This is a genomic window from Thalassococcus arenae, from assembly GCF_019104745.1.
GTDB lineage: Bacteria > Pseudomonadota > Alphaproteobacteria > Rhodobacterales > Rhodobacteraceae > Thalassococcus_B > Thalassococcus_B arenae.
In genome coordinates this window covers 1,035,001-1,061,497 of the sequence record NZ_JAHRWL010000001.1, presented here as the reverse complement: position 1 = coordinate 1,061,497, position 26,497 = coordinate 1,035,001, and the positions used below count along the sequence as shown (strand labels likewise).

Below are 26,497 nucleotides of genomic sequence, written 5' to 3'. Positions count from 1 at the left end.
ATTGTAGCGCAATATTGTTGCCTAAAAAATACTACTTTTGTTCAAAAGTTATGCGCCTGTGTTACGGCTGCGTGATAGAACATTTCGCGATATTCCGTTCCAGAATCGCGGTTTGCCTGCTAGATGTAGGTGAATGACGACCCATGACCCCAATATCCGCCCTGTAATCCGTCAGTTGGACGAAGCCGCGATCAACCGGATCGCGGCGGGTGAGGTCGTTGAACGGCCCGCTTCGGCGGTCAAGGAACTGGTCGAGAACGCCATCGATGCCGGGGCGTCGCGTATCACCGTCGATATCGCGGACGGTGGCAAGACGCTGATCCGGGTCACCGACGATGGCTGCGGCATGACCGCCGACGACTTGCCGCTTGCGTTGTCCCGCCACGCGACATCCAAGATAGACGGCACCGATCTGCTGAACATCCGGTCCTTCGGATTCCGGGGCGAGGCACTGCCGTCGCTGGGTGCCGTCGGACGCCTGACGATCCAGAGCCGCGCGCGCGGAGCCGAGGCGGTGGAATTGTCGGTCAGTGGTGGCCGGCCCGGATCGACCCGGCCCTGTGCCTTGAACGCGGGGACGGTCGTCACCCTGCGCGATTTGTTCTTCGCCACGCCCGCCCGGCTCAAGTTCCTGCGCACCGACCGGGCCGAAACCCAGGCCATCGGCGACGTGATGCGAAAGCTGGCCATGGCGGAGCCCGCCATCGGGTTCAGCCTGCGCGATGTCTCGGGCGGCGAAGCGCGCGAGACCTTTCGGGCCGACCCCGAGCCCGGCGATCTGTTCGGCGCGCTGCGCGGACGGCTGGCAAAGGTCATGGGCACGGCATTCATCGAAAACGCACTGGCCATCGAAGCCACGCGCGAAGGTATCCGCCTGACCGGGTATGCCGCCCTGCCGACCTATTCCCGCGGCTCGGCGGTGGCGCAATACCTGTTCGTGAACGGCCGCCCGGTGGCCGACAAGATGCTGCTTGGCGCGTTGCGCGGGGCCTATGCCGATTTCCTCGGCCGCGATCGCTATCCGGCGGTGGCGCTGTTCCTGGATTGCGACCCTCAACTTGTCGACGTCAACGTGCACCCCGCCAAGTCTCAGGTGAGGTTCCGCGAACCGGGCCTGGTGCGCGGACTGATCGTCACCGCGTTGCGCCATGCCCTGGCCGAGGCCGGGCACCGGGCTTCGACCACGGTCGCCGGGGGTACGCTGGGGGCGATGCGCCCTGAACCGACGCAGCCCCGTATCTATCAGATGGACCGCCCGTTTTCGGGCGCGCGGCCGACGCCTTACCAGTCGCCGTCGCCCGGCTTTGCCGAGATGGCGCAGGATTTTTCCGGCCGAGTGGTCGAGCCGGATGCGCCCGGGACAGATGCAGCCCCGCAAGAAACGTTGCCCCTGGGTGCCGCACGGGGACAAGTGCACGAGAACTACATCATTGCCCAGACAGCCGATGGCATGGTCATCGTCGACCAGCACGCGGCGCACGAACGCCTGGCTTATGAGCGGCTGAAACGACAGATGGCGGAAAAGGGTGTCGCCGCTCAGGCGCTGCTGATCCCCGAGATCGTCGACCTTTCGGTGGACGATCGCGCCCGGTTGCTGGACGCTGCCGAGGACCTGTCGCGGATGGGCCTGACCGTCGAAGCCTTTGGCGGCAGCGCCGTTGCGGTGCGCGAAACCCCGGCGATCCTGGGCGAAGTCGACGCGCGCAAGCTGGTCGAGGATATCCTCGACGACCTTGCCGATCTCGGCCAGTCAAGCCGCGTACAGGCGCGGGTCGAAGCGATCCTGTCGCGCATGGCCTGCCACGGGTCGATCCGCTCGGGCCGCCGGATGCGCGCCGAAGAGATGAACGCGCTGCTGCGGGAAATGGAAGCGACGCCGCATTCCGGCCAGTGCAACCACGGCCGGCCCACCTATGTCGAACTCAAGCTGGCCGATATCGAACGGCTGTTCGGACGCACATGATCCAGGTCGGTAACGCCTCGTTCTCGCTCGAAGACCCGCTGGTGCTGGCCACGCTCGCCGCGGCCGCAGTATCGATCGTCATTCTGATTCTGCTGATTCTTGCGGTGCGCGCCGCAGGCCGGTCGGCACGCCTGGCCGAACCCCTGGCCTATCAGATCGCGCAACTGGGCCAGCGTGTGCAGGGGCTGGGAGAAGGGCAGGAACGACTGACCGGCGGGTTGACCCACGTGTCCGAGGCGCAGGCCCAAAGCCAGAGCGCGATGCTGCAACTGATGGAGCGGCGCCTGGCCGAGGTGCAGGAACGGATGACCGAGAACCTTTCGGGTTCGGCCCGCAGCACCGCGCAATCGCTTGGGGAATTGCAGCACCGGCTGGTGGCCATAGACAAGGCGCAGGACAACATCACCAAGCTGTCCGGCGATGTGTTGACGCTGCAGGACATCCTGTCGAACAAGCAGACCCGCGGTGCGTTCGGAGAAATCCAGTTGCACGATATCGTGCAAAAGGCCCTGCCATCGGACAGCTATACCTTCCAGGCGACGCTTTCGAACGGTCGTCGCGCGGATTGCCTGATCCACCTGCCGAATCCGCCCGGCCCCATTGCAATCGACAGCAAGTTCCCGCTGGAAGCCTATGAGGCGCTGCGCCGGGCCGAGACGCAGGAGCAAGTGAACCGCGCCGCGCAGGCGCTGCGCCTGGCCGTCCGCAAACACATTCGCGACATTTCCGAGCGGTATATCATCGAAGGCGAAACCGCCGACGGTGCGCTGATGTTTCTGCCTTCAGAGGCGGTCTACGCCGAGTTGCATGCCAACTTTCCCGAAGTCGTTCGCGACGGTTTCGCAGCGCGGGTCTGGATCGTGTCACCGACCACCTGCATGGCAACGCTGAACACGATGCGTGCGATCCTCAAAGATGCGCGGATGCGCGAACAGGCCGGAACCATCCGCCGGGAACTGGCGTTGCTGTTCCAGGATGTGGAACGACTGGGCACACGCGTGGATAGCCTGGACCGGCATTTCGGTCAGGCCGCCAAGGATATCGCCGATATCAAGATCAGCGCCGACAAGGCAGGTCGACGCGCACGGCGACTGGACAACTTCGATTTCGAAGAGCTTGGGCAGGACGGCGACTCTTCCGTCGTCAAGCTGCCAAAGTCATCCTGACCGCGGAACGCGCGCTGCGCTGCAGAAATGTTTAGCCTTAAACAAACCGGCATGCGTCAGGCGCATGGCGGTTCTGCGCTGCGGCATCTGCCGCTAGGTCAGCATGCCTGATATTCCGCGTTTCAATTCCGGAGGCGAACTCCGGTATAGTGATTTGACCCGATGAAGCTTCGCGCGAATCGGTTGTTTGTTTAAGGGTAAACCAACCAACGCGCCGAACAGCGCCCTTAGGGAAGAGGACTCATGAAGGACCAGCCTGATATCGATCCGGTCGAATCCCAGGAATGGCAGGAAGCTATCGAAGACGTCATCCTGCGCGACGGCGCGGATCGCGCGCACTACCTGCTCGACAAAGCCGTGCAGCAGGCCCGCGCCGCGGGCGCCAAGCTGCCTTTTTCGGCGACGACGCCGTATCAGAACACCATTTCCACCGATGACGAAGTCGACATCCCCGGCGACACCGAAATGGAATGGCGGATCCGCACGATCAATCGCTGGAATGCCATGGCGACCGTGGTCAAGCGCAACAAGGTAAGCAGCGAATATGGCGGTCATATCGCGTCCTTCGCATCCTCTGCGGCGCTCTACGATATCGGACTGAACCACTTCTGGCGGTCAAAGTCGGCGATCCATGGTGGCGACCTGGTCTTCTTCCAGGGCCACGTTGTGCCCGGCATCTACGCGCGGTCCTTCATGGAAGGCCGGATCAGCGTCGACCAGCTGGAAAACTTCCGCTCCGAGGTTTCGGGTGGCGGTTTGTCGTCCTACCCGCACCCATGGCTGATGCCGGATTACTGGCAGTTCCCGACCGTGTCGATGGGTCTGGGTCCGCTGATGGCGATCTACCAGGCACGGTTCATGAAGTACCTGCACAACCGGGGCCTGATCGACGCCGCCGACCGCAAGGTGTGGGCCTTCCTCGGCGATGGCGAGATGGACGAACCGGAATCGCTCGGCGCGATCGCACTGGCCGCGCGCGAAGGGCTCGACAACCTGATCTTCGTGGTGAACTGCAACCTGCAGCGCCTGGACGGCCCGGTGCGTGGCAACTCCAAGATCGTGCAGGAGCTCGAGGGCAATTTCCGCGGCTCGGGCTGGGATGTCATCAAGCTGCTTTGGGGCAAGGGCTGGGACGAACTGCTGGAAAAGGATACCAGCGGCAAGCTGCGCCAGTTGATGGACGAAACCATCGACGGCGACTACCAGACGTTCAAGTCGAAGGACGGCGCCTATATCCGCAAGCATTTCTTCGGCAAGTATCCCGAAACCGCGGCGTTGGTCGAAGACTGGACCGACGATCAGATCTGGGCGCTGCGCCGCGGCGGCCACGACCCCAAGAAGGTCTACAACGCGTTTTTGCGCGCCACAAAGGCCGAGGGTCAGCCGACCGTCCTGCTGGTCAAGACCGTCAAGGGCTATGGCATGGGCACCGCCGGTGAGGGGCAGAACACCACCCACCAGCAGAAGAAGATGCAGCTGGACCAGCTCAAGGCGATGCGCGACCGGTTCCAGATCCCGGTCACCGACGAAGAGCTTGAAAAGGACATCCCCTTTGTCACGCTGAACAACGCGCAAAAGGCCTATCTGGCCGAAAAGCGCCAGGCTCTGGGGGGCGAGTTCCCGAAACGCAACACCGTCGCACCCAAGCTGGAAGTGCCGCCGCTCGAGTCGTTCAAGGGACAGCTGGAATCGACCGGCGACCGCGAGATTTCGACGACGATGGCCTTTGTCCGCATCCTGACCACGCTGCTGCGCGACAAGAAGGTGGGCAAGAACGTCGTGCCGATCGTGCCCGACGAAAGCCGCACCTTCGGCATGGAAGGCCTGTTCCGGTCGGTCGGTATCTACAACCCGCTGGGGCAGAACTATACCCCGCAGGACGCCGACCAGATGATGTTCTACAAGGAAAGCAAGGACGGTCAGGTCCTGCAGGAAGGCATCAACGAAGCCGGTGCCATGGCCGACTGGATCGCCGCCGCCACGGCGTACAGCAACCACGGCGTGCCGATGATCCCGTTCTACATCTACTATTCGATGTTCGGGTTCCAGCGGATCGGCGACCTGGCCTGGGCTGCCGGTGACAGCCGCGCGCGTGGCTTCATGCTGGGCGGGACTGCCGGGCGCACCACGCTGAACGGCGAAGGCCTGCAGCACGAGGACGGCCACAGCCACATCCTGGCCGGCACGATCCCCAACTGCATCAGCTATGATCCGACCTTCAGCTACGAGGTTGCCGTCATCGTTCAGAACGGGCTCAAGCGGATGTTCGAGGATCAGGAAGACGTGTTCTTCTACCTGACCCTGATGAACGAGAACTACCGCCACCCGGAAATGCCGATGGGCGCCGAAGAGGGCATCATCAAGGGTCTCTATCGCCTGAAGAAGACGACCCGCCCGGGCAAGAAACACGTCAACCTGATGGGGTCGGGAACGATCCTGGTGCAGGCGATGCAGGCGGCCGAGATGCTCGAGACGGATTTCGGCGTCACTTCCGACATCTGGTCCGCCACCAGCTTTAACGAGCTGGCCCGCGATTGCCAGGACGCGGCACGCTTCAACCGGTTGAACCCGTTCGCGGAACCAAAGAAGTCCTACATCGCCAGGCAGTTGGACGGCGTCAAAGGTCCGATCATCGCCGCCACCGACTACATGAAGAACTATGCCGAGCAAGTCCGTGCCTGCGTGCCGGGCCGCTACACGGTGCTGGGCACCGACGGTTTCGGCCGGTCCGACAGCCGGGTGAACCTGCGGCGCTTCTTCGAGGTTGATGCGAACCACATCGCCGCCGCGGCGATGGTCGACTTGTGGCGCGAGGGCGCGGTGTCCGAAAAGGATGTCGCGACGGCTTTGAAAAAATACGACATCGACGGCGGCAAGCCGAACCCGCGGCTCGTGTAAGCGCGGAACGAGGAGACAAGACCAATGACTACAGAAGTGAAAGTCCCCGATATCGGCGATTTCAAGGACGTGCCGGTGGTGACCATCCTGGTCAGCGTGGGCGATACGATTGCCGTCGAAGACCCCATCGTCGAGCTTGAGAGCGACAAGGCCACCATGGAAGTGCCGTCCTCGACCGCCGGCGTGGTCAAGGAAATCAAGGTGTCCGAAGGCGACAAGGTGTCCGAAGGCTCGGTCATCCTCGTCGTCGAGGGCTCCGGCGCTGCCGAAGCGCCCGCCGAGGAGCCCAAGTCCGAAGCGGCACCCGCGCCCGCCGCCGCTCCGGCCGCCGCTGCACCCGCTGCCGCCGTGGCCCCGGCGCCCGTGACCGATGCGGGCTTTTCCAAGGTTCACGCATCACCATCGGTGCGCGCCTTTGCCCGCCGCGTCGAGGTGGACCTGAACAAGGTCAACGGTTCCGGCCGCAAGGGCCGCATCCTGCGCGAGGACGTGGAGAAGGCGCTGAAATCCCAGACCGTGCCCGCCGTGGCCGGTGGTGCCGTCGCGGGCGGCATGGGCATTCCGCCGATCCCGGTCGTGGACTTTTCCAAGTTCGGCCCGGTCGAGGACGTGGACATGCCCCGGATCAAGAAGATCTCGGGCCCCGCGCTGCACCGGTCCTGGTTGAACGTGCCGCATGTCACCCACAACGACGAGGCCGACATCACCGAGCTGGACAAGTACCGCAAGGAGATGGACACGATGGCCAAGGAAGACGGCTATCGCGTCACGCTGTTGTCTTTCGTCATCAAGGCGTCGGTCAGCGCGCTGAAAACCCATTGGGAATTCAACAGCTCGATCCATCCCGATGGCGACAAGCTGATCCGCAAGCATTTCTACAATATCGGGTTCGCCGCCGACACGCCGAACGGTCTGGTCGTACCGGTCATCAAGGATGCCGACCGCAAGGGCCTGGTGGAAATCTCGCAGGAGCTGGGCGAGCTGTCGGCCAAGGCCCGCAAGGGCGAGCTGAAGGGCCCCGACATGCAGGGCGCCACCTTTACCATCTCGTCGCTGGGCGGGATCGGTGGCACGTCGTTCACGCCCATCGTCAACGCGCCCGAAGTGGCCATCCTGGGCCTGACGCGGTCCAAGATGGCGCCGGTCTGGAATGGCGAGGAATTCGTGCCGCGCCTGATGCAGCCGCTGTCGCTGTCCTACGATCACCGTGCCGTCGATGGCGCCTTGGCCGCGCGTTTCTGCGTGACGCTCAAGACGCTGCTTGGCGATATGCGCAAGTTGATGTGGTAAGGAGCCGATCTGATGGAAGTCAAAGTCCCCGATATCGGCGATTTCAAGGATGTGCCGGTCGTAACGGTCCTGGTCAGCGTCGGTGACACCGTCGCCGCCGAGGATGCGCTGATCGAGCTGGAATCCGACAAGGCGACGATGGAAGTGCCGTCGCCCGCCGCCGGCAAGATCACCGCCATCGCCGTCAAGGAAGGTGACAGGGTCTCCGAAGGTTCGGTCATCCTGACGCTGGAAGGTGCCGATGCCCCGGCCGAAAAACCCGCGGCTGCCGAGGCGCCCGCTGCCGCTGCGCCGCAATCCGTGGCCGCCACGGGCACTGCGACCGGCGCCGGCGACGTGCATGCCGAGGTGGTCGTGCTGGGCTCGGGCCCCGGCGGCTACACCGCGGCGTTCCGCGCCGCCGACCTGGGCAAGAAAACCGTTCTGATCGAAAAGAACCCGACCCTGGGCGGGGTCTGCCTCAATGTCGGCTGCATCCCCTCCAAGGCGCTGCTGCACGTCGCCAAGGTGATGACCGAGGCCGAGGAAATGGGCGCGCATGGCATCAGCTTTGGCAAGCCCAAGATCGACCTGGACGAGCTGCGCGCCTTCAAGGATGGCGTGGTCGGTCAGCTGACCGGCGGTCTGGACGGGTTGTCCAAGGGCCGCAAGGTGCAGGTCGTGCGCGGCATGGGCAAGTTCACCGGGCCGAACATGATCGAGGTGCAGGGCGACGACGGCAAGACGACCGTCAGCTTTGACCAATGCATCATCGCAGCCGGTTCCGAACCGGTCACGCTGCCCTTCATCCCGCATGACGACGAACGGGTGATCGACAGCACCGGCGCACTGGAACTGCGCGACATCCCCAAGCGTATGCTGGTGCTGGGTGGCGGCATCATCGGGCTGGAGATGGCCTGCGTCTATGACGCGCTCGGCTCCAAGATCACCGTGGTCGAACTGATGGACCAGATCATCCCCGGCGCCGACAAGGACATCGTCAAGCCGCTGATGACCCGGATCAAGGGTCGCTACGAAAACATCTTCCTCAAGACCAAGGTCACCGCGGTCGAGGCCCAGAAGAAGGGGCTCAAGGTCACCTTTGAGGATGACAAGGGCGAGACGTTCTCGGACACCTTCGACAAGGTGCTGGTCGCCGTGGGTCGCAAGCCCAACGGCAAGCTGATCGATGCCGATAAGGCCGGCGTGGCGGTGGACGAACGCGGCTTCATCGCCGTGGACAGTCAGCAGCGCACCGGCGTGCCGCATATCTTCGCCATCGGTGACGTGGTGGGCCAGCCGATGCTGGCGCACAAGGCGGTGCACGAAGGCAAGGTGGCGGCCGAGGTCTGCGCGGGCGAGAACCGGCATTTCGACGCCAAGCTGATCCCGTCGGTCGCCTATACCGACCCCGAGGTCGCCTGGTGCGGTCTGACCGAAACCGAAGCCAAGGCCAAGGGCATCAAGGTCGAGAAAGGCGTCTTCCCCTGGGCGGCGTCGGGCCGCAGCCTGTCGAACGGTCGGTCCGAAGGCGTGACCAAGCTGCTGTTCGATCCCGAGGATCAGCGCGTCGTCGGCGGCATGATCGTCGGCACCAATGCGGGCGACCTGATTTCCGAGGTCGCGCTGGCCATCGAGATGGGCGCCGACGCGGTCGATCTGGGCCACACGATCCACCCGCACCCGACGTTGTCGGAAACGGTGAACTTTGCCGCCGAGATGTTCGAGGGCACGATCACAGACCTGATGCCGCCGAAAAAGCGCAAGCACTGAGCGACGTCCGGTGCAGCCGTTGCCGAAAGGCGCGGCTGCACCGCCAGACCGTCATCGCGTTCATGCCGCGCGGTCATGGGGGCGGCACACCGCCCGGGCGACATCGACAGGCTGCAATCACCGCCCGATGACGGCGTTTTCCTCTTCCGAGACATCGTAGCCCAGGGCGTCGAGACCCGCTTCGAGATTGTCGGCCAGGTGTGGTGTGCCGATCAGGTAGTCTGCGGTCGGTGTGGTCGCTTCGGCATAGGCGGTCTGGTAGGCCTCGGTGTATTCCTCGGCTTCGAACGACCCGCGTCCGACCCACATGACCGCGACCAGCCCCGCTTGTTCTTCTTCGTCCATGCGGTCGATGAAGGCCCGCAATTCGCCCTCGGCGCGGTCGAGTTCGCGTGCCATCACGATGACCTGCGCGACCTTTCTGACAGAGATGCTTTCCATGACGGGTCTCCTCCTTGCCGGGAAAAGGTGCATTCCCGGTGCGTCCCCGTCCTTGATCTTACGCAAATAGCCGATAGTAGAGCCAGTCCGGAAGCAACTGCGATCCGCGAAACACCAGCGAAAAGAGGGTCGGAAAGCTGCGTTTGAACCGATCGCTGGTCATGTGCTCGAAATAGGCGCGCGCGGCGTCTTCGGGCGCCATGATGAACGGCATGGAAAAGCTGTTCTTGTCGGTCAGCCGCGTCTTGACGAAACCGGGATTGACCAGCTGCACGTCGATATCGCTGCGATGCAGATCCGCGTGCAACGATTCCGCCAAAGCCATGACGCCGGCCTTGGATGCGACGTAGGGCGCCGCATTGGGCAGGCCGCGAAAGCCCGACAAAGACCCGGTCAGAACGATGTGGCCGTGGCCGCGTTCGACGAACCGCGGCACGACGACCCCCATCAGCTTCATCGCTCCTGTGAAATTGACATCGGCCATGAGGTTGGCCTGCTCTGCATCCCATTCCTTGGCGCCGAAGGGCCAGTAGACGCCTGCCATGTGAACGACACCGTCGATTTCACCCGCTTCGTCCAACACCGTCTTGAGGCCCTTCGCATCGGTGATGTCTACGGGTGCAACATGCGCCTTTCCCGGCAGCGCCTCGGAAAGCGCGCGCAAACTGTCTTCGGAACGGGCCGACAGAACCAATTCGACCCCGGCGACGCTCATCCGGTGTGCCAGCGCGGCGCCAAGCCCTTCAGACGCGCCGACCAGCCAATAGCGTTTTCCGGCCCACTCTCTCATGCGGTCTCACGCGGGCGCATGGTGGCGACAAGCTCGGCGACCTTGATACCGAACTTGCGGAACTGGCTGCGGTTCACGATGGTGCCGTTGGGCGCAAGATACATCCAGTCGGTGGTGTCCAGAACATGGCCGCCGGAATCGTCGGGCAGCCTGATGCGGTATTTCAGTTGCACTGTCGGGCCCGATTGCTGTCCTTCGCCTTCGCCTACCACGTCGGGTGCTGTCGCCTTGATGCGGCCATCATTTCCCAGCGTCAGGTTCCATTCGCGATGCTGAACATTGCCGCTGTCATATTCGAAGCGCTCTTTCATGATGCCGCGGTTGCCTTCCCATTGCGCATCGAACTCGCCGACGAAACGCGATGTCACCCGCCCGGTGGGACCGTAGATCACGCCTTCGCAGGTGATCGGACCGTTGAGGTGGATGCGCAGGTCAAAGCTGCGGCCCGGCACATCGGCATAGTCCTCGGGCTTCTGCGCAAGAAAACCTGCCTTGCGGCTGACCAACCAGGTCAGCCCGGCGACGGCGATGGCACCGAACAGGACGAAAAGAAGGGCTTCCATGTCAGTCCTCCTCTATCTGGGTGGTGGCCAGCAGGCCGATTGCCACCAGTTTCAACAAACAGGGCACGCCCGCATAAAGCAGGCCGAGCGTTTCAAGGGCGTCTTCGCTGTTCTGGTTTCCCGGCTGGAAACCGCGCATTTCCAACAGAGGAAGTAGCGCTGCGGCTGCAAAAGCCAGCGTGAATTTCGACACGAACGACCACAGTGCAAAGCCTTCGGCGGCATTCGGGGCGACACGCGCCATGCGACGGGCGAAGAGCGCTGGCAAAAGCGTCAGGTCCGCACCCAGCGTCGCGCCCGACGCCAGGCAGATCACCGCGAAAAGCCAGGTGTCGCCAGCGCGCAGGGCCAGTGCGCCGCCAAACGCCACAATGGCCAGGACCATCGCCGCCAGCAGCACGCGTTGCGCGCCATATCGTTCGGCTGCGAGGCCCCAAAGCGGCGCGGCGCCCGCGGCTGCGAGGAAGAAAAGCAGCAATAGCGGCCCTTCCCAGCCCGCCGCGTCCAGGCGGCTTTCGACGAAGAACAGAAACAGCGTCGAACTGACCGCGACAGGTGCGGCATTGACGAAGGCGATCATCAGCAAGCGCCGCGCGGTGCGGTCCGACAGGATGGTTCCGAAGCCGGAGCGCGGCAGGGCTATGCGCCCGCGCCATTCCGGTGCCATCAGCAGCGCGGCAAGCGCGGTCAATGCCGCGAAGACCACCGCGAATGCGGCGAAAGGCGGCAATGCGGTGGCTGCAAACAGGGTTGGCAGAACCGATGCCACGCAGACGCCGGTCAGGGCACCGGTTTCGCGCCAGCGGGCCAGCCGGAAATGCCCCTGGCCGGGCAGGTCGCCGGCCTTGGTGACGCCGCGCGCGTAGAACGCAATGGTGAGAAAGGAAAAGGCCGAAAAGACCAGCGTCAGCATCAATGCGAACCACCAAAGCGGGGGCAGCAGGGGTGGCAGCGCGAAAAGTCCGATCATCCCGCCCGCCATGATCGCCGCTGCGATCGCAACGGCGATCCCCCGAGCGTTCGACAGAGCCGCGGCCAGACGACCGAGCAGCGGATCCTGCACGACATCCAGCAGGCGCAGCCCGAACAGCACCGCGCCGAGCGCTCCGAGGCTGACGGCGAATTCGTCGGCGTAGAATTTCGGTGCGTGTATGTAGATGGGCAGGCCAGCCGCCGACAATACGCCGGCAAAAACGGCGTAGGCTGGAAGTCGGGCGGAATGCGTCACTGGGTGACGTCCTCGAGCGGCGGTTCGGGACGGGGCCGGTAGCGCGCGCCTTTCCACCAGAGCTTGAACGCCTGCCAATGGATCAGGGCCAGCACGCGACGCGACCCGAACGGCCGTCGCAACAGCGCGCCAACCACGCCGCGATTGGTCAGGGGTTTCCGGGTGCCGGTCAGGGTGGCGATCAAACCCCCGTCGCCATGGCTGAATTCGATCCAGATCCCGATCCGGTCGGGCTGGATGTCGAAGCGAAAGACATAACCGCCGGCGATGGGCTGGAATGGCGACACATGAAAGATCTTGGTCGCCACGAGCCGGTCCGAGGGGAGGATCTCGGACCGGTCCGGCTTGACGCACAGGTAGGAATGCCGGTCGCCGAAGGTATTCGTGACTTCTGCGATGACCGCGATCAGCTTGCCGTCAGCGGTGTGCGAAAGCCAGAACGACACCGGGTTGAAGACATGGCCCAGAACGCGCGGCTGGGCGAGCAACAGCAAGGCACCCGGCGCGTGAACCTGGTGTTGCTTCAGCACCTCGCGTGCCCAGACCGGGCCGCTGCCCGCTCCGGGCGCGCCGCCGTGATCCCGGTCATGCAGCGCAGTCACGCCACGCCTGTTGCGCCGAAACAACGCGGGGCCGCGTGCATCGACTTCGGCATCCAGCAGAAGATAGTCGATCGAATAGCGAAACGCGTTTTCGATCGCCCCTTTGCGGCCATGGTAGGTGTGACCCGCGATATGTTCGACAGCGCTCATGCCGCGGTGGCGACCGCGTCGCGGGCACGGATGGCGTGCACGACGTCGACAGCCGATGACAGACCGTCCTCGTGAAAGCCGTTCTTCATCCAGGCGCCGCAGAACCAGGTGCGCTGCGTTCCGTTCATCGCCCGCACCACGTCCTGCGCTTCGAGAGCGGCCAGGTCATAGACGGGGTGGCGCAGTGTGACCTCGTCATAGATCAACTCTTGGCGGATCGGGCGGGCCGAGTTCAGCGTCACGAACATCGGATCGTCCTGTGGAATGGCCGGTTGCAGCTTGTTCATCCAGTAGGTCAGGTCGATCTGGTTCATCTCCTTCACCGCGTCTTCGGTGTAGTTCCAGGACGACCAGCAAACGCGCCGCTTGGGCATGACGCTGGCATCGGCGTGCAGAACGATCTTGTTCGGCTGATAAGCGACGGCGCCCAATGCGCGCTGTTCGACCTTCGTGGCGTCTGTCAGCAAGCGCAGCGAGTCGTCGGAATGGGTGGCGAAGACGACGTCGTCGAAGATTTCCCACTCGCCGCCTTTCGCCTTGATCTCGACACCCGTCACGGTGCGGCGCACCGCCTCGACCGGGCAGCCGGTGCGGAATGCGACACCCTGAACCTTCATCGCTTCGGCAAGACGGCTCACGTATTCGGTCGACCCGCCGCGCACCGTATACCATTGGTGCTGGCCGGCGTGATGCAACAGCGCGTGGTTCTCGAAGAACTGGATCAGCGCATGTGCCGGGAAATCCAGGATCTTGTCGGTCGGCGTCGACCAGATCGCGCCGGACAGCGGCAGCAGGTAGTAATCGCGGAACCAGTCTCCGGTACCCATCGCGTCCAGAAAATCGCCCAGGCTTTGCGTCCTGTCGTTGGCCGCATCGAGCGCACGCGCGTTGAAGCGCACGATGTCGCGGACCATGCGCAGGAATCGCGGGTTCACCGCGTTTCGTTTCTGAGCGAACAGGGCACCCAGGCTGGCAAGCCCGTATTCGATCGCGCCGCCACGCAGGCTGGCGGAAAAGCTCATGTCCGATTTCATCACCGGCACGGCAAGCCGATCGAACAGCCCGGTCAGGTTCGGATAATTCGCATAGTTGAAGACGATGAACCCGGTATCGACCGGTTGGTCGCCGTTCTTTCCGGCGATCCGCGTCCGTGCATGACCGCCCAGCCGGGGCTCGGCCTCGAACAGGGTGACACGGTTGTCATCGGCCAGCATGTGAGCGGCGCCCATCCCGGAAATACCCCCCCCGATCACGGCGATGTGGCGGGGCGAGGCGGCGCGGGCTTCGAATGGCATGTGTCAGGTTCCTTGCTTTTCTTTTTGTCTAACGAAACTTACGGCGCGCGGTAGGCTTCGGATGAAAATGAGTTCAGAAAAAAAAATTGATCCGTTTCCCGAACGGCGGCGTATTCAGTCCATGTTAGGCAGCATTGACATCCTGGATGCAGACCACAGCGCCGCGGTTGCGCCGCGCGACACAACCTGCGATGCCAAGGGACAGTCAGCTGCGAGGACGCGACGCGTGACCGAAAAGACGCGTGAAGACAGTGCGGAATGGGTCGAGCGTATCGTCCGGATTCGCGACAACAAGGATGAAGCCGCGTTCGTCGAGGTGTTTGGGCATTTCGCGCCGCGGGTTAAGGCATTTCTGATGCGATCGGGCGCCGACGCCGCGCTGGCTGAGGAATGCGTTCAGGAAGTTTTGGCCACGGTTTGGAACAAGGCGGCCTTGTTCGACCCGAGCCGGGCATCGGTGGCGACGTGGATATTCACGATCGCCCGGAACAAGAAGATCGACGCGCTGCGCAAGCAGCGGCGGCCCGAACCCGAAGACCTCCCCTGGGGGCCCGAGTCGGAGCCGGATCAGGCCGAAATAATCGGCCTGCAACAGGAGAGTGAGAAACTGGGTGCGGCCATCGCGGCTTTGCCTGAAAAGCAACGAGACTTGATCCAGAAGGCCTATTTCGGCGACCTCAGCCACTCCGAGATCGCCGAACAGACGGGCCTGCCACTGGGCACTATCAAGTCGAGGATACGGCTGGCACTGGACCGCTTGCGCCATGCCATGGACCAGAGATGACGACGATGAAGATTACCCACCACCTTACCGATGACCTGATCCTGGGCTACTCCGCCGGAACGTTGACCGAAGCAGTTAACCTGATCGTGGCCAGCCATATCTCACTGTGCGACGAATGCCGCGCAGCGGTCGAAAGCTATGATGCCGTGGGCGGTGCCGTCATCGAGACGGCGGACACGGTCGCGGTCTCCGACGATTGCCTTGATGGCGCGCTGGCCCTCATCCGCAAATCCCCTGCCACGGGTGCGACATCCGAAAAGAAACGGCGCAACGATCCGGTTCTTCCGGCGCCGCTTCTGGATTACGTTGGCGGGTCGCTTGACGATGTGAAGTGGCGCTCGGTTGGCATGGGGGTCAAACAGGCGATCCTCAAGACGTCTCCCGAGGCGACCGCGCGCCTTCTGTTCATTCCGGCCGGCACGGCGATCCCGGATCATGGCCATAACGGAATGGAATTGACCCTGGTGCTGAAAGGCGCATTCCAGGATGAGGACGGGCGTTTCGCGCGCGGCGATATCGAGATCGCGAGCGAGGACATGCATCATACCCCGATCGCCGATCTGTCAGAGGATTGCATCTGCCTTGCCGTCACCGACGCACCGTTGCAATTCCGTGGACTGCTGCCGCGTCTGGTTCAGCCGTTCGTCAAGATCTGATCCCCCCGAGCCGCGTTTGCGGCTGTCATGAGGGGCGCGCCTATCGCAGGGAGCGCCCCTTCATGATCGCGTTAGGCCCGAATTTTCTTCTGATACTGTCGGTTGCCCGCTCCGCGCCCGCGCGTGCACCAGCCTGTGGGTCAAGAAGGTCGCCTTCGCGGTCGGCCTGGGATTCGGGCACGAGATCGCCCAGACCCGCGCCGATCAGGCGATAGGGCCCCTTGTCGCCGACCTGGTCGAAAAGGCTGCGCGCGACACGATAGAGGCGGTCGGCCATCTGCGTCGCATCGGGCAACAACTGCCGTCGTGTCAGAAGGGTGAAATCGGCCCGTTTGAGCTTCAGTGTCACGACGCGGCCCGCCAGCCCCTTGGCCTTTGCGCGGTCGGCGACCTTTTCGCACATCCGCCAAAGATGCCCGTCGAGAATGTCGGGATCGTCGGTGTCGTCGTGAAAGGTGGTCTCGTTCGAGATCGACTTCATCGGCGCGTGGCGCGTGACCCGTCGCTTGTCCTGGCCGCGCGCCAGGTGCCAGAGCCGGTCGCCCATCGATCCGAACCGGGCGGTCAGGTCCTGCCTGTCCCACCGCAACAGGTCGTCGAATGTCCGGATGCCCGCGCGGTCAAGCGCCTCCTGCGTTGCCGCCCCGACCCCCCAGATCATCCGCACCGGCTTGGGGCGCAAGAACGCCTCGGTCTCGGCGGCGCCGATCACCGCAAAGCCCTGCGGCTTGTCGAGATCCGAGGCGATCTTGGCCAGGAACTTGTTGTGGCTGAGCCCGATCGACCCGGTCACGCCCAATTCCGCTTTCATGCGCCTGACCAGACGCGCAAGCATGACCGCGGGCGGTGCGTTGTGCAGCCGAGCGGTGCCGCTGAGATCCAGGAACGCCTCGTCCAGCGACAGCGGTTCGATGGCCGGGGTCAGCGCCTCCATCATCTCGCGGATCTGGCGCGAGACCTCGGCATAGACCTGCATCCGCGGCTTGAGAACGACGGCGTCGGGACACAGGCTCAGCGCCTTGAACATGGGCATTGCCGACCGCACGCCGCGAATCCTGGCGATATAACAGGCAGTCGACACCACGCCGCGCCGCCCGCCGCCGATGATGACGGGCTTGTCCGCCAGATCCGGGTTATCCCGTTTCTCGACACTGGCGTAGAAGGCGTCGCAATCCATATGGGCAATGGACAGGTTCCACAATTCGTCATGCGCCAGCACGCGGCGGCGCCCGCAGGCCGGGCATCGGCCCGGCGGTGTCGGGACCGTGTCGAATTGGCTCAGGCAATCGCGGCAGAGGGCTGGCATGATGTCGAGATCGGATTCCGTAAGCTTCAGTCTATCCAAGGGTTGATGCCGTGACCATGCCCGATCCCCGAACCCAGTTCGCCGGCGCCAAGGTGATGGTGTTTCTCGGAACCGACTTGCTGGTTCTGCAACGTGACCACAGTCCCGGCATTCCGTGGCCCGGATTTCTCGATTTTCCCGGTGGCGCCCGCGACGGCGACGAGACGCCAGAAGCCTGCGCGATCCGCGAGGCGGAAGAGGAAGTGGGGCTGCTGCTGGACGCCCGGGCGTTGACGCTTGCGCATCTACGCGACGTCGGCAGCGGGGTGAGTTGGTTTTTTGCAACGCACCTGCCCGGTTCCGCACGCGATGCCGTCCGCTTTGGCGGTGAAGGAGCGGGGTGGCTGACGATGCCGCCCGGGCTGTTCATCCAGCATCCCCATGCCATTCCGCATTTCCGGTCGATACTGCGCGACTACATGAAAAAAAGCCGGGAGGACGAACCTCCCGGCTAGTGAGGCTTGATCCCGAGGGACAGTGAGGGATCAGCGCGGGTCGGTCGAGACAGGCAGCGCTCGGACCAACCGGGTCACAGCTATTGTAACTCAGGCGGCGCGGCGCGGTTCCCAGTTTTCGTCACTTTCTTCTTCGGCCACACGCGCGCCCAGGCGACCTGGCGCGTTCAGCGCGGCCAGCGCGTCGCGCAGCAACCCGTCGCTGATCGCGTCGAATTCCGCGCTCAGCGGTGCCTCGTGGCTCGCCGCGACGCTGAACCGGCCAAGTGGCGCGTGAAAAGTGACCAATGCCTCGAAACAGGCGCCGGATGGATTGTATGCGATCTCACCGATCTGGGTCTTGATATCGGACATGCTCGTGCCTCCGGGTTATTCACATTGTCCTGTGGATAACTCGGAAGTGGGCATTCCGTTCCGCCGCGCCAACATCCCACACGAAATCGTGCAGTTGCAGCATGTGGAAGTACCGAATGGCTAGGCTCGCGCCGCTGCAAGCTCTGCGACGATCGCCTTTGCGGCGGCCAGCGGGTCGGACGCGCGGTGGATCGGACGGCCGACCACGATGTGATCGGCGCCAGCGGCAATGGAAGCGGCCGGCGTTGCCACGCGTTTCTGATCGCCCAGATCGGCGCCAGCGGGACGCACGCCGGGGGTGACGATCAAGCGGCCTGCGCTTTGCGGCAGCGCGCGGATCATCGCCGCCTCGTGGGGCGAGGCAATCACACCATCGGCCCCGGCCTGAAAGGCGCGTTCCGCGCGTTCGGCCACAAGATCGGGAACGGCACCTTCGCGGATCAGGCTGGCGTCCAGATCGGCCCGGTCAAGCGAAGTGAGAATGGTGACAGCCAGGATTTTCAGATTCGAGCCGGCCGCGCCTTCGCGCGCCGCCCTGACAACATGCGGATCGCCGTGCACCGTCAGGAAATCCAGATCATATTGCGCCAGACCGCGCACCGCCGCTTCGACCGTGGCGCCGATGTCGAACAGCTTCATGTCCAGGAAAACGCGCTTGCCGTGTTCTTGCTTCAACTCGTTGGCCAGCGCCAGGCCACCGCCTGTCAGCATCCCCAGCCCGATCTTGTAGAACGAAACGGCCTCGCCAAGCGTTTCGGCCATTTGCAGGCCCTCTAGCGCATTGGGAACATCGAGGGCGACAATCAGGCGGTCATCGGACATGGGTGGGCTCCGTCGGTTTAGGCGGTGATGGCGATCAGGCAGGGGCGCGTCAAGACCGGTCTTGAACCGCGGCCCCCGGCTGACCATCTAGAAAGCGAGGCTCACAAACCCGTGTGCTGCGACGGCAGGTGCGGGTGATACGGGCGCTTAACGGAAGGAGAGACCGATGAACTTGGAGAAGTTCACCGAGCGGTCGCGCGGCTTTATCCAGGCCGCTCAGACGATCGCCATGCGGGAAAGCCACCAGAAACTGGCCCCCGAACACATTCTCAAGGCACTGTTGGACGACGACCAGGGGCTGGCCAGCAACCTGATAACCCGCGCGGCCGGTGCGCCCGAACGCGTGCGGCAGGCACTGGATACCAAGCTGGCCAAGATTCCTAAGGTCGGCGGTGATGCCGGGCAGATCTATCTGGATTCGGCGACCGGTCGCGTGCTGGACGAGGCGGAAAAGATCGCGACCAAGGCCGGCGACAGTTTCGTCCCGGTCGAGCGCATCCTGATGGCGTTGGCGATGGTGAAAAGCCCCGCCAAGGAGGCACTCGAAGCCGGGGCCGTCACTGCGCAGCAGCTGAACGAAGCTATCAACGACATTCGCAAGGGTCGCACCGCGGATACGGCCAGCGCCGAAGAAGGCTATGACGCGCTGAAGAAATATGCCCGCGATCTGACCGAGGCGGCGCGCGAGGGAAAGATCGACCCGATCATCGGCCGCGACGAGGAAATCCGCCGCGCCATGCAGGTGCTCAGCCGCCGGACCAAGAACAACCCGGTTCTGATCGGTGAACCCGGCGTCGGCAAGACCGCCATCGCCGAAGGTCTCGCCCTGCGCATCGTCAATGGCGACGTGCCCGAAAGCCTGCGCAACAAGAAACTGCTCAGCCTCGACATGGGCGCGCTGATCGCCGGTGCGAAATACCGCGGCGAATTCGAAGAGCGGCTCAAGGCCGTGCTGTCCGAAGTGACCGGCGCGGCGGGCGAGATCATCCTGTTCATCGACGAGATGCACACGCTGGTGGGCGCAGGCAAGGCGGATGGCGCGATGGACGCGTCGAACCTGCTGAAACCGGCGCTGGCACGGGGCGAATTGCACTGCGTCGGGGCCACGACGCTGGATGAATACCGCAAACATGTGGAAAAGGACGCGGCGCTGGCTCGCCGGTTTCAGCCCCTGATGGTCGAAGAACCGACGGTCGAAGACACGATTTCCATCCTGCGCGGTATCAAGGAAAAGTACGAGCTGCACCACGGCGTGCGGATTTCGGACTCGGCGCTGGTGTCGGCGGCAATGCTCAGCCATCGCTACATCACCGACAGGTTCCTGCCCGACAAGGCCATCGACCTGATGGATGAGGCGGCCAGCCGGTTGCGTATGGAGGTCGACAGCAAGCCCGAGGAACTGGACGCGCTGGACCGCGACATCCTGCAGAAGCAGATCGAGGTCGAGGCGCTCAAGAAGGAAGAGGACCAGGCCTCCAAGGACCGGCTGGAAAAGCTGGAAAAGGAACTGGGTGATCTGCAGCAGCAATCTGCCGCGATGACGGCGCAATGGCAGGCCGAACGCGACAAGCTGGCCAGCGCCCGTGACATCAAGGAACAGCTTGACCGCGCGCGCGCAGAGCTCGACCAGGCCAAGCGCGAGGGCAACCTGGCCCGCGCGGGCGAGTTGTCGTACGGCGTGATCCCGGGTTTGGAAAAGCAGCTCAAGGAAGCCGAGGAAGGCGACGAGGTGATGGTGGACGAGGCCGTGCGCCCCGAACATATCGCATCGGTCGTCGAACGCTGGACCGGCATCCCGACGGCCAAGATGCTGGAAGGCGAACGCGAGAAACTGCTGCGGATGGAAGATGACCTGCACAGGCGGGTCATCGGCCAGGATGCCGCGGTCAAGGCGGTGTCGAATGCCGTGCGCCGGGCACGCGCCGGGCTGAACGACGAGAACCGCCCGCTGGGCAGCTTCCTGTTCCTGGGCCCCACCGGCGTGGGCAAGACCGAGTTGACCAAGGCGGTGGCCGAGTTCCTGTTCGACGACGAACACGCGATGGTGCGGGTCGATATGTCGGAGTTCATGGAAAAGCATTCCGTCGCCCGTCTGATCGGCGCGCCTCCGGGCTATGTCGGCTATGACGAAGGCGGTGTGCTGACCGAAGCGGTGCGGCGCCGGCCCTACCAGGTCGTGCTGTTCGACGAGGTCGAAAAGGCGCATCCGGATGTGTTCAACGTCTTGTTGCAGGTGCTGGATGACGGCGTGTTGACCGACGGTCAGGGCCGCACGGTCGACTTCAAGCAGACGCTGATCTTGCTGACGTCGAACCTTGGGTCGCAGGCTCTGTCGCAGCTCCCGGACGGGGCCGACAGCGCTCAGGCGCGGCGCGACGTGATGGATGCGGTGCGGGCCCATTTCCGCCCCGAATTCCTCAATCGACTGGACGAGACGATCATTTTCGACCGGCTCAAGCGCGAAGACATGGACGGGATCGTCGATATCCAGTTGGCACGTTTGCTGCGGCGTCTGGCGGCGCGCAAGATCATGCTGGAACTGGACAGCGGCGCCAAGACCTGGCTGGCGGAAGAAGGCTATGACCCTGTCTTCGGCGCACGCCCGCTCAAGCGTGTGATCCAGCGCGCCCTGCAGGATCCGCTGGCCGAAATGCTGTTGGCAGGAGACATCAAAGACGGCGATACCGTGCCTGTCAGCGCCGGAGCCGACGGATTGATCATCGGCGATCGGATCGCGGCATCGAACCGCCCCCGTCCGGACGACGCGGTCGTTCATTGATCGCCGTTTGAAATCAACAAGGCCCGCCGAAACGGCGGGCCTTGCTTTTGCCCCCCGGGCTTTCTCAGAAAAGGAAATCGCCGGCGTCGAGATCGCTGATGTCGATACCGGTCAGCGTGATGCTGTTGGCCATTGACCCCGGCATCAACACGAACGCGTCGGCCCCGTTCTGGGAAATCGCAAGGTCGCCGAACCCGGTCAGTCCCAGCGACTGCAAGTTCATCACGTCGACGCCGTTTTCGAAGTCGGTGATGGTATCGCGACCGGAATTCGCATTGAACACGAAGCTGTCCGCGCCGCTGCCGCCGGTCAGGTAGTCGTGTCCGATACCGCCATTGAGCACATCGTCGCCCGCGCCGCCATCCAGGCGGTCGTTGCCGTGATTGCCGGACAGGGTGTCGTTGTCTTCGTCTCCGAACAGCGAGTCGTTGTTGTAACCGCCGGCCAGGTTGTCCTCGCCCTGGCCGCCGAAGATGCGGTCATTGCCGTTGCCGCCGATGGCCGTGTCATTGCCTGCACCACCGTAGATCAGATCGCGCCCGCCCTGGCCGTAGAGCTCATCGTCGCCGTCCAATCCCTGGATCTTGTCGTCGCCGCCATCTGCGCTGATGACGTCGTTGACGGCGCTACCGACCAGGTTGTCCTTGAAGGCCGTACCAGTGATCTGGCTGGGCAAAAGCTCGAAGTCGTTCGCCGACAGCGTTGCCGAGTCGATGCCAGCCAACAGGATCGTGTTGCCACCACCGAGATCGACAAGAGCGTCGGCCCCGACCTGGGACAACGCCATGTCGTCAAGACCGTCGAAACCAAGGGTGGTGACGTCGATCTTGTCGATGCCCAGTTCAAAGTCCTCGATGCGGTCCTGTCCGGACGCGATGCCGATATTGAACACGTCTGCGCCGGTTCCTCCGGTCATGGTGTCGTTTCCGAACCCGCCGTCGAGGTGGTCGGCGTCATCACCGCCGTCGAGGACGTCGTCGCCCTTGCCGCCCAACAGCTTGTCGGCGCCTGCGTCGCCCGACAGGGTGTCGTCGCTGTTGCCGCCGTTCAGCGTATCGTCGTCCGCACCGCCCGAAAGCACGTCGCTACCGCTGGCGCCGATCAGCGTGTCGTTGCCTTCTCCGCCGTTCAGGACATCGTCATGGGCACCGCCGTGCAAGTAGTCGTTTCCGGCCTGACCATTCAGGCTGTCGGTTCCGTTACCACCGAATGCGGTGTCGTTTCCGTCGCCACCGTCGATCGTGTCCCTGCCGGTTCCGCCGTCGATTTCGTCATCGCCGCCTTCCCCCAGAATGCTGTCGGCGCCAGCCGAGCCCCGCACGCTGTCGTTGCCTTCGCCACCGGCAAACGTATCGTCACCGCCAAGCAGGTCCACGTCATCTGCCGAGGCAAGGCCGGTGACGTTGTCCGCGCCTTCGGTAATGCCATAGGGATCGGCCACGGCCACATCGACCGAATATGTCGCCGGTGCGCCGGTATGGTTCATGACCTGGATGACCCCGGTCATGGTGTTGTCGGGCGTGAAGTCGAAGCGCAGCACACCGCTGGTGAAACTGAAATTCGTGAATTGCCCGAACGAAGTCGCTCCGGGCGTCTGGTGAACGATCCCGTTTTCATCCGCGAACAGGCGGAAGGCATGGTAGTTCGCCGGGTTGTAGAGAGCGAATTCGAACGTGCCTGACCAGCTGTCGACTTCCAGCGAAAAGGTCACTGTCTCGCCGGCGATCAGGTTGGTTGCGTTGATGCGATCGTCGGTGTCTCCGACGCCGAATCCGCCTTCGAAGGTGTCCCCGGATGTGATGTTGTAGTTGCTGTATACGGTGAACGGATCGCCCGCTGCGTCCGCGGTTTCGAAAATCGTTGCCATGTCCTTACCCACTGCTACTCAGGTTTCGTTTCGTCGCCCCGTAACCGCTTGATTTTTACGGATCGTTGCGTTCGGTAAGGCGTTCCTAGGTTTGGTTAATGGCGGTGGTTGGACGGATAAGAGGTATGTTCGGGGCAACAAATTCACCGATTTCGCCGCAATGTGTCCGGTTCGAGATCAATTGGTTCGATGTCCGACCGGGCGTCGACGACGGATCGCGCAGCAAAGCGGCATGAAAAGGGCCCGCTTGGAGAGCGGGCCGTGACCGGTGCGTGCTGGCGGTGTCTAGTCCAGGCCGATGGCCGATTTCGCGATGCGGTCCAGCAAGGCCTGGATTTCCTCCATCGGTCCCGCCGGGAAGGTCCGGAACCCGATGGTGGTGACATCCGGTGTGTCCGGGCGCACGAAAACGAAAATGTCGTACGGGCAGTAGATGATATTCATCGGGTCGGCTTCCATGACCTTGCGCGACAATGCCGCCGAGCAAAAGCTGAAGATCTGGGCCTCCTCGAACAGGACCGTGTCGGATCCAACATCGGCGCGGGTGCGCTCCAGCATGTCGCCGGTGTGGGAAACGGCGTCGATCACAAGCCCTTCGTTCGTGATCGCGCTTTCCAGGCCGAAGACGACGTCTTCGAAACTTTCATCGGTGTCATAGGTGATCACCTCTGCCGCCGACGCGGCGAATGCCAGCGAGGCGACGGCGGCTGCCAACAAGGTCTTGAACATGGTTCCCTCCCATTCAGGTCGCGACCGGGCTTGCGCGCGGCCTTCCGACCTTTGCTTGATACCGGTGGACTTGGCGGTTGCCTTTGAGGCAGATCAACACATGCTGGACGACGCATGTGAACAGGGCCGGAACGCGTTGGAAAAAACTGGGGTCCGCGGCAAGAAACGAACGCTGCGACCTGTACGAAAACGGGCGGCCACTGGGGCCGCCCGCTGGGATCGTGACTGGAAAGCGGATCAACCCTCGGCGGGCAGGATCACCTTGTCGATCACGTGGATGACGCCGTTCGACGCTTCGATATCGGCGGTGACCACGGACGCGTCATTGATCATCACGCCGTTGTCGAGATCGATCATGATGTTGCCGCCCTGAACGGTGGCTGCGGTCATGTCGTCCTGGAGGTCGGTCGACATCACTTTGCCCGGGATGACATGGTAGGTCAGGATGGCAACCAGCTTGTCCTTGTTCTCGGGCTTCAGCAGGTCTTCGACGGTGCCTTCCGGCAGCGCGGCAAAGGCTTCGTCGGTGGGGGCGAAAACGGTCAGCGGGCCTTCACCCTTCAGGGTATCGACCAGGCCGGCGGCGGTGGCGGCGGCAAGCAGCGTCTCGAAGCTGCCCGCTGCAGCTGCGGTGTCGACGATATCTTTCTGCATCGAACCTGCAATGGCGGCGGTGGCCAGTGCGGTCGCAGCGGTCAGGGACAGAACGGTCTTGCGAAGCATGTGTTCAACTCCTTTTGAACATAAGGGGTCCCGCGTGTTGGGATATGCAGGATACGGGTGATATAGACGCTTGGATCATTGCTTCACGCCGATGTGCGAATTGTTGCCAAGTTTTTGAAATACAGGCGAAAAAGCGCTTGAATCCACGCATCACATCGGCGTCAGCGCGGTTGATCGGAACACCCTTCGCGCTATCGCCCGATTGTTTCAGTAGCCAAACTGTGCGTGAGGGTGACTGGATTTGCAGAGGGCGTGGCGTCATCTGTGGAAGAACACAAACACGCCGGAGAAACCCATGGCCTACCGCTGGAAGAACACCCTAACCCGAAAGGATGCGACGCCCGAGGCGGTGTTTCTGAACCGCCGTCAGATTCTGGCTGGCCTGGGGGCAAGCGGCCTTGCGATGGCCGCGGGTCAAGGCCGCGCGCAAGAAGCGCTTGAGCCCAACAGCTGGGAGGACATCACCAGCTACTGCAACTACTATGAATTCGGCACCGGCAAGAGCGATCCATCGCAGAACGCGCACCTGCTGACGACGTCGCCCTGGTCGGTGACGATTGACGGCCTGGTGGATCGGCCGGGCGACTATGCCTTTGACGAGATCTTGGCCGCAATGACCGTCGAAGAGCGCATCTACCGCTTCCGCTGCGTCGAGGCCTGGTCGATGGTGGTGCCCTGGAACGGGTTCGAGCTGGCCGACCTTCTTGATCTCGCAGGCGTTCAGGAGGGCGCGAAATATGTCGCCTTCGAAACCGTTCTGCGACCCGAGGAAATGCCAGGGACGCGGTTCCCGGTTTTGGACTGGCCCTATGTCGAAGGGCTTCGCCTGGACGAGGCGCTGCATCCACTGACGATGATGGCCACCGGCATCTACGGAAAACCGATCCCGAACCAGAACGGCGCGCCGCTGCGTCTTGTCGTACCGTGGAAATACGGTTTCAAGTCGATCAAGTCGGTGGTGCGCATCACCGTTACCGACACCGAGCCGCCGACCAGCTGGAACAAGGCCAATGCGCGCGAGTACGGGTTCTACAGCAACGTGAACCCGAACGTGGATCATCCGCGCTGGAGCCAGGCGACCGAACGCCAGATCGGCGGTGGCCTGTTCGCGCAACGGGTGCCGACACTGATGTTCAACGGCTACGAAGACGAAGTCGCGAGTCTTTATGACGGCATGGACCTGACCGAATTCTTCTGATGCTTGTCGATCGGATCAACAGCTGGGTCAGGCGCATCCCGAACTGGACCCTTTATATACTGTATGCGCTGCCGGCTCCCTGGCTGTTCTATCTTGGCATGACTGGCGGACTTGGCGCCGAGCCGATCAAGGCGTTGGAACATGAACTCGGCGAGATCGCGCTTCAGCTGCTTGTCATCGGTTTGTGCATCACGCCCTTGCGCCGGTTTCTGGGTATCAACCTCATCCGGTTCCGGCGTGCGTTCGGCTTGCTGGCGTTCTTCTATGTCACCCTGCACTTGCTGGTCTGGTTGGTGCTGGACGTACAGATACTGGGGCAGGTATGGGCCGATATCGTCAAGCGACCCTACATCACTGTCGGAATGGTCGCGTTCGCGCTGATGATTCCTCTGGCGATCACATCGAACAACTGGTCGGTGCGCAAACTGGGTACGCGCTGGCGTGCGCTTCACAAGCTGACCTACGCGGTCGGGCTGCTGGGCGCGACGCACTTTGTAATGCTGAGCAAGGGCTTTCAGCTTGAACCGCTGATCTACCTGGCAGTGATCCTGGCATTGCTGGTGCTGCGGGGGACCGCGCAACGACAGGGCCGGGCTGCACGCTCGGCCTGAGACCTCGATTCATCAAACAACGGTCGACACGGACCC

23 protein-coding genes are annotated in these 26,497 nt (G+C 63.2%); 11 read left to right on the top strand and 12 right to left on the bottom strand.

Annotated features, from left to right (window positions below):
* The first annotated feature begins 133 nt into the window (after positions 1-133).
* The 5 genes from mutL to lpdA all read left to right on the top strand — a co-directional run bounded on the left by mutL (position 134) and on the right by lpdA (position 9,069).
* Complete coding sequence (mutL, locus tag KUH32_RS05310; RefSeq protein ID WP_217777005.1) at positions 134-1,963, top strand: DNA mismatch repair endonuclease MutL; 1,830 nt, start codon at positions 134-136, stop codon at positions 1,961-1,963.
* The gene (locus KUH32_RS05305; RefSeq protein ID WP_217777004.1) at positions 1,960-3,129 is read left to right on the top strand and encodes a DNA recombination protein RmuC; all 1,170 of its coding nucleotides are present in this window, start codon (positions 1,960-1,962) and stop codon (positions 3,127-3,129) included. The genes mutL and KUH32_RS05305 overlap by 4 nt, the downstream gene beginning before the upstream one ends.
* A gap of 243 nt (positions 3,130-3,372) precedes the next feature.
* On the top strand, positions 3,373-6,027 hold the full coding sequence (gene aceE, locus KUH32_RS05300; RefSeq protein WP_217777003.1) for a pyruvate dehydrogenase (acetyl-transferring), homodimeric type: 2,655 nt from the start codon (positions 3,373-3,375) through the stop codon (positions 6,025-6,027).
* A gap of 24 nt (positions 6,028-6,051) precedes the next feature.
* Complete coding sequence (aceF, locus tag KUH32_RS05295) at positions 6,052-7,317, top strand: dihydrolipoyllysine-residue acetyltransferase (RefSeq protein ID WP_217777002.1); 1,266 nt, start codon at positions 6,052-6,054, stop codon at positions 7,315-7,317.
* Positions 7,318-7,329: 12 nt separating this feature from the next.
* Complete coding sequence (gene lpdA, locus KUH32_RS05290; RefSeq protein WP_217777001.1) at positions 7,330-9,069, top strand: dihydrolipoyl dehydrogenase; 1,740 nt, start codon at positions 7,330-7,332, stop codon at positions 9,067-9,069.
* A gap of 117 nt (positions 9,070-9,186) precedes the next feature.
* On the opposite strand, the gene KUH32_RS05285 is transcribed toward lpdA, so the two are convergent.
* The 6 genes from KUH32_RS05285 to KUH32_RS05260 are packed head-to-tail and all read right to left on the bottom strand — an operon-like array spanning position 9,187 to position 14,138.
* Positions 9,187-9,510: a DUF3775 domain-containing protein gene (locus tag KUH32_RS05285; RefSeq protein ID WP_217777000.1), complete on the bottom strand. Its 324-nt coding sequence runs from the start codon at positions 9,508-9,510 to the stop codon at positions 9,187-9,189.
* A gap of 58 nt (positions 9,511-9,568) precedes the next feature.
* A complete protein-coding gene (locus KUH32_RS05280; RefSeq protein WP_217776999.1) occupies positions 9,569-10,300 on the bottom strand; it encodes an SDR family NAD(P)-dependent oxidoreductase in 732 nt (243 codons plus the stop codon).
* On the bottom strand, positions 10,297-10,863 hold the full coding sequence (locus KUH32_RS05275; RefSeq protein ID WP_217776998.1) for a DUF3833 family protein: 567 nt from the start codon (positions 10,861-10,863) through the stop codon (positions 10,297-10,299). Before KUH32_RS05275 ends, KUH32_RS05280 begins: the two co-directional genes overlap by 4 nt.
* Before the next feature lies 1 nt (position 10,864).
* Complete coding sequence (locus KUH32_RS05270; RefSeq protein ID WP_217776997.1) at positions 10,865-12,091, bottom strand: MFS transporter; 1,227 nt, start codon at positions 12,089-12,091, stop codon at positions 10,865-10,867.
* The gene (locus tag KUH32_RS05265; protein WP_217776996.1) at positions 12,088-12,843 is read right to left on the bottom strand and encodes a DUF1365 domain-containing protein; all 756 of its coding nucleotides are present in this window, start codon (positions 12,841-12,843) and stop codon (positions 12,088-12,090) included. Before KUH32_RS05265 ends, KUH32_RS05270 begins: the two co-directional genes overlap by 4 nt.
* The gene (locus tag KUH32_RS05260; protein WP_217776995.1) at positions 12,840-14,138 is read right to left on the bottom strand and encodes an NAD(P)/FAD-dependent oxidoreductase; all 1,299 of its coding nucleotides are present in this window, start codon (positions 14,136-14,138) and stop codon (positions 12,840-12,842) included. Before KUH32_RS05260 ends, KUH32_RS05265 begins: the two co-directional genes overlap by 4 nt.
* Positions 14,139-14,259: 121 nt before the next feature.
* Here KUH32_RS05260 and KUH32_RS05255 point away from each other — a divergent pair, with 121 nt between their 5' ends.
* Together KUH32_RS05255 and KUH32_RS05250 are read left to right on the top strand one after the other, a co-directional pair.
* Positions 14,260-14,922: a sigma-70 family RNA polymerase sigma factor gene (locus KUH32_RS05255; RefSeq protein ID WP_431358186.1), complete on the top strand. Its 663-nt coding sequence runs from the start codon at positions 14,260-14,262 to the stop codon at positions 14,920-14,922.
* On the top strand, positions 14,919-15,578 hold the full coding sequence (locus tag KUH32_RS05250) for a ChrR family anti-sigma-E factor (RefSeq protein WP_284438317.1): 660 nt from the start codon (positions 14,919-14,921) through the stop codon (positions 15,576-15,578). Before KUH32_RS05255 ends, KUH32_RS05250 begins: the two co-directional genes overlap by 4 nt.
* A 40-nt stretch (positions 15,579-15,618) precedes the next feature.
* Here the strand turns inward: KUH32_RS05250 and KUH32_RS05245 are convergent, their stop codons facing one another.
* Positions 15,619-16,884: a DNA polymerase IV gene (locus tag KUH32_RS05245; protein ID WP_217778301.1), complete on the bottom strand. Its 1,266-nt coding sequence runs from the start codon at positions 16,882-16,884 to the stop codon at positions 15,619-15,621.
* 56 nt (positions 16,885-16,940) lie between these two features.
* Between KUH32_RS05245 and KUH32_RS05240 the strand changes: the two genes are divergently transcribed.
* The gene (locus KUH32_RS05240) at positions 16,941-17,378 is read left to right on the top strand and encodes an NUDIX domain-containing protein (protein ID WP_254899091.1); all 438 of its coding nucleotides are present in this window, start codon (positions 16,941-16,943) and stop codon (positions 17,376-17,378) included.
* Between the two features lie 90 nt (positions 17,379-17,468).
* Here the strand turns inward: KUH32_RS05240 and KUH32_RS05235 are convergent, their stop codons facing one another.
* The gene (locus KUH32_RS05235; protein WP_217776994.1) at positions 17,469-17,732 is read right to left on the bottom strand and encodes a hypothetical protein; all 264 of its coding nucleotides are present in this window, start codon (positions 17,730-17,732) and stop codon (positions 17,469-17,471) included.
* Positions 17,733-17,852: 120 nt separating this feature from the next.
* Positions 17,853-18,554 (bottom strand): orotidine-5'-phosphate decarboxylase, encoded by a 702-nt coding sequence (gene pyrF, locus KUH32_RS05230; protein WP_217776993.1) that lies wholly within the window; start codon positions 18,552-18,554, stop codon positions 17,853-17,855.
* Between the two features lie 166 nt (positions 18,555-18,720).
* Here pyrF and clpB point away from each other — a divergent pair, with 166 nt between their 5' ends.
* The gene (gene clpB / locus KUH32_RS05225; protein WP_217776992.1) at positions 18,721-21,333 is read left to right on the top strand and encodes an ATP-dependent chaperone ClpB; all 2,613 of its coding nucleotides are present in this window, start codon (positions 18,721-18,723) and stop codon (positions 21,331-21,333) included.
* A 64-nt stretch (positions 21,334-21,397) separates the two neighbouring features.
* On the opposite strand, the gene KUH32_RS05220 is transcribed toward clpB, so the two are convergent.
* From KUH32_RS05220 to KUH32_RS05210, 3 genes are all read right to left on the bottom strand, one after another.
* Positions 21,398-23,200, bottom strand: a complete 1,803-nt coding sequence (locus KUH32_RS05220) for a calcium-binding protein (RefSeq protein WP_217776991.1) — start codon at positions 23,198-23,200, stop codon at positions 21,398-21,400.
* Between the two features lie 285 nt (positions 23,201-23,485).
* Positions 23,486-23,929, bottom strand: coding sequence for a DUF302 domain-containing protein (locus KUH32_RS05215; protein WP_217776990.1), 444 nt, complete (start codon positions 23,927-23,929; stop codon positions 23,486-23,488).
* Between the two features lie 237 nt (positions 23,930-24,166).
* Positions 24,167-24,652, bottom strand: a complete 486-nt coding sequence (locus KUH32_RS05210) for a fasciclin domain-containing protein (RefSeq protein WP_217776989.1) — start codon at positions 24,650-24,652, stop codon at positions 24,167-24,169.
* Between the two features lie 295 nt (positions 24,653-24,947).
* Here KUH32_RS05210 and msrP point away from each other — a divergent pair, with 295 nt between their 5' ends.
* On the top strand, positions 24,948-25,850 hold the full coding sequence (msrP, locus tag KUH32_RS05205) for a protein-methionine-sulfoxide reductase catalytic subunit MsrP (RefSeq protein WP_217776988.1): 903 nt from the start codon (positions 24,948-24,950) through the stop codon (positions 25,848-25,850).
* Positions 25,850-26,461, top strand: a complete 612-nt coding sequence (msrQ, locus tag KUH32_RS05200) for a protein-methionine-sulfoxide reductase heme-binding subunit MsrQ (RefSeq protein ID WP_217776987.1) — start codon at positions 25,850-25,852, stop codon at positions 26,459-26,461. The genes msrP and msrQ overlap by 1 nt, the downstream gene beginning before the upstream one ends.
* The last annotated feature ends 36 nt before the right edge of the window (positions 26,462-26,497 follow it).

Coding starts and splice junctions, on each gene's coding strand:
- mutL (WP_217777005.1), top strand. CDS start 134: ATGACGACCCATGACCCCAATATCCGCCCTGTAATCCGTCAGTTGGAC.
- KUH32_RS05305 (WP_217777004.1), top strand. CDS start 1,960: ATGATCCAGGTCGGTAACGCCTCGTTCTCGCTCGAAGACCCGCTGGTG.
- aceE (WP_217777003.1), top strand. CDS start 3,373: ATGAAGGACCAGCCTGATATCGATCCGGTCGAATCCCAGGAATGGCAG.
- aceF (WP_217777002.1), top strand. CDS start 6,052: ATGACTACAGAAGTGAAAGTCCCCGATATCGGCGATTTCAAGGACGTG.
- lpdA (WP_217777001.1), top strand. CDS start 7,330: ATGGAAGTCAAAGTCCCCGATATCGGCGATTTCAAGGATGTGCCGGTC.
- KUH32_RS05285 (WP_217777000.1), bottom strand. CDS start 9,510: ATGGAAAGCATCTCTGTCAGAAAGGTCGCGCAGGTCATCGTGATGGCA.
- KUH32_RS05280 (WP_217776999.1), bottom strand. CDS start 10,300: ATGAGAGAGTGGGCCGGAAAACGCTATTGGCTGGTCGGCGCGTCTGAA.
- KUH32_RS05275 (WP_217776998.1), bottom strand. CDS start 10,863: ATGGAAGCCCTTCTTTTCGTCCTGTTCGGTGCCATCGCCGTCGCCGGG.
- KUH32_RS05265 (WP_217776996.1), bottom strand. CDS start 12,843: ATGAGCGCTGTCGAACATATCGCGGGTCACACCTACCATGGCCGCAAA.
- KUH32_RS05260 (WP_217776995.1), bottom strand. CDS start 14,138: ATGCCATTCGAAGCCCGCGCCGCCTCGCCCCGCCACATCGCCGTGATC.
- KUH32_RS05255 (WP_431358186.1), top strand. CDS start 14,260: ATGTTAGGCAGCATTGACATCCTGGATGCAGACCACAGCGCCGCGGTT.
- KUH32_RS05250 (WP_284438317.1), top strand. CDS start 14,919: ATGACGACGATGAAGATTACCCACCACCTTACCGATGACCTGATCCTG.
- KUH32_RS05245 (WP_217778301.1), bottom strand. CDS start 16,884: ATGCCAGCCCTCTGCCGCGATTGCCTGAGCCAATTCGACACGGTCCCG.
- KUH32_RS05240 (WP_254899091.1), top strand. CDS start 16,941: ATGCCCGATCCCCGAACCCAGTTCGCCGGCGCCAAGGTGATGGTGTTT.
- KUH32_RS05235 (WP_217776994.1), bottom strand. CDS start 17,732: ATGTCCGATATCAAGACCCAGATCGGTGAGATCGCATACAATCCATCC.
- pyrF (WP_217776993.1), bottom strand. CDS start 18,554: ATGTCCGATGACCGCCTGATTGTCGCCCTCGATGTTCCCAATGCGCTA.
- clpB (WP_217776992.1), top strand. CDS start 18,721: ATGAACTTGGAGAAGTTCACCGAGCGGTCGCGCGGCTTTATCCAGGCC.
- KUH32_RS05220 (WP_217776991.1), bottom strand. CDS start 23,200: ATGGCAACGATTTTCGAAACCGCGGACGCAGCGGGCGATCCGTTCACC.
- KUH32_RS05215 (WP_217776990.1), bottom strand. CDS start 23,929: ATGTTCAAGACCTTGTTGGCAGCCGCCGTCGCCTCGCTGGCATTCGCC.
- KUH32_RS05210 (WP_217776989.1), bottom strand. CDS start 24,652: ATGCTTCGCAAGACCGTTCTGTCCCTGACCGCTGCGACCGCACTGGCC.
- msrP (WP_217776988.1), top strand. CDS start 24,948: ATGGCCTACCGCTGGAAGAACACCCTAACCCGAAAGGATGCGACGCCC.
- msrQ (WP_217776987.1), top strand. CDS start 25,850: ATGCTTGTCGATCGGATCAACAGCTGGGTCAGGCGCATCCCGAACTGG.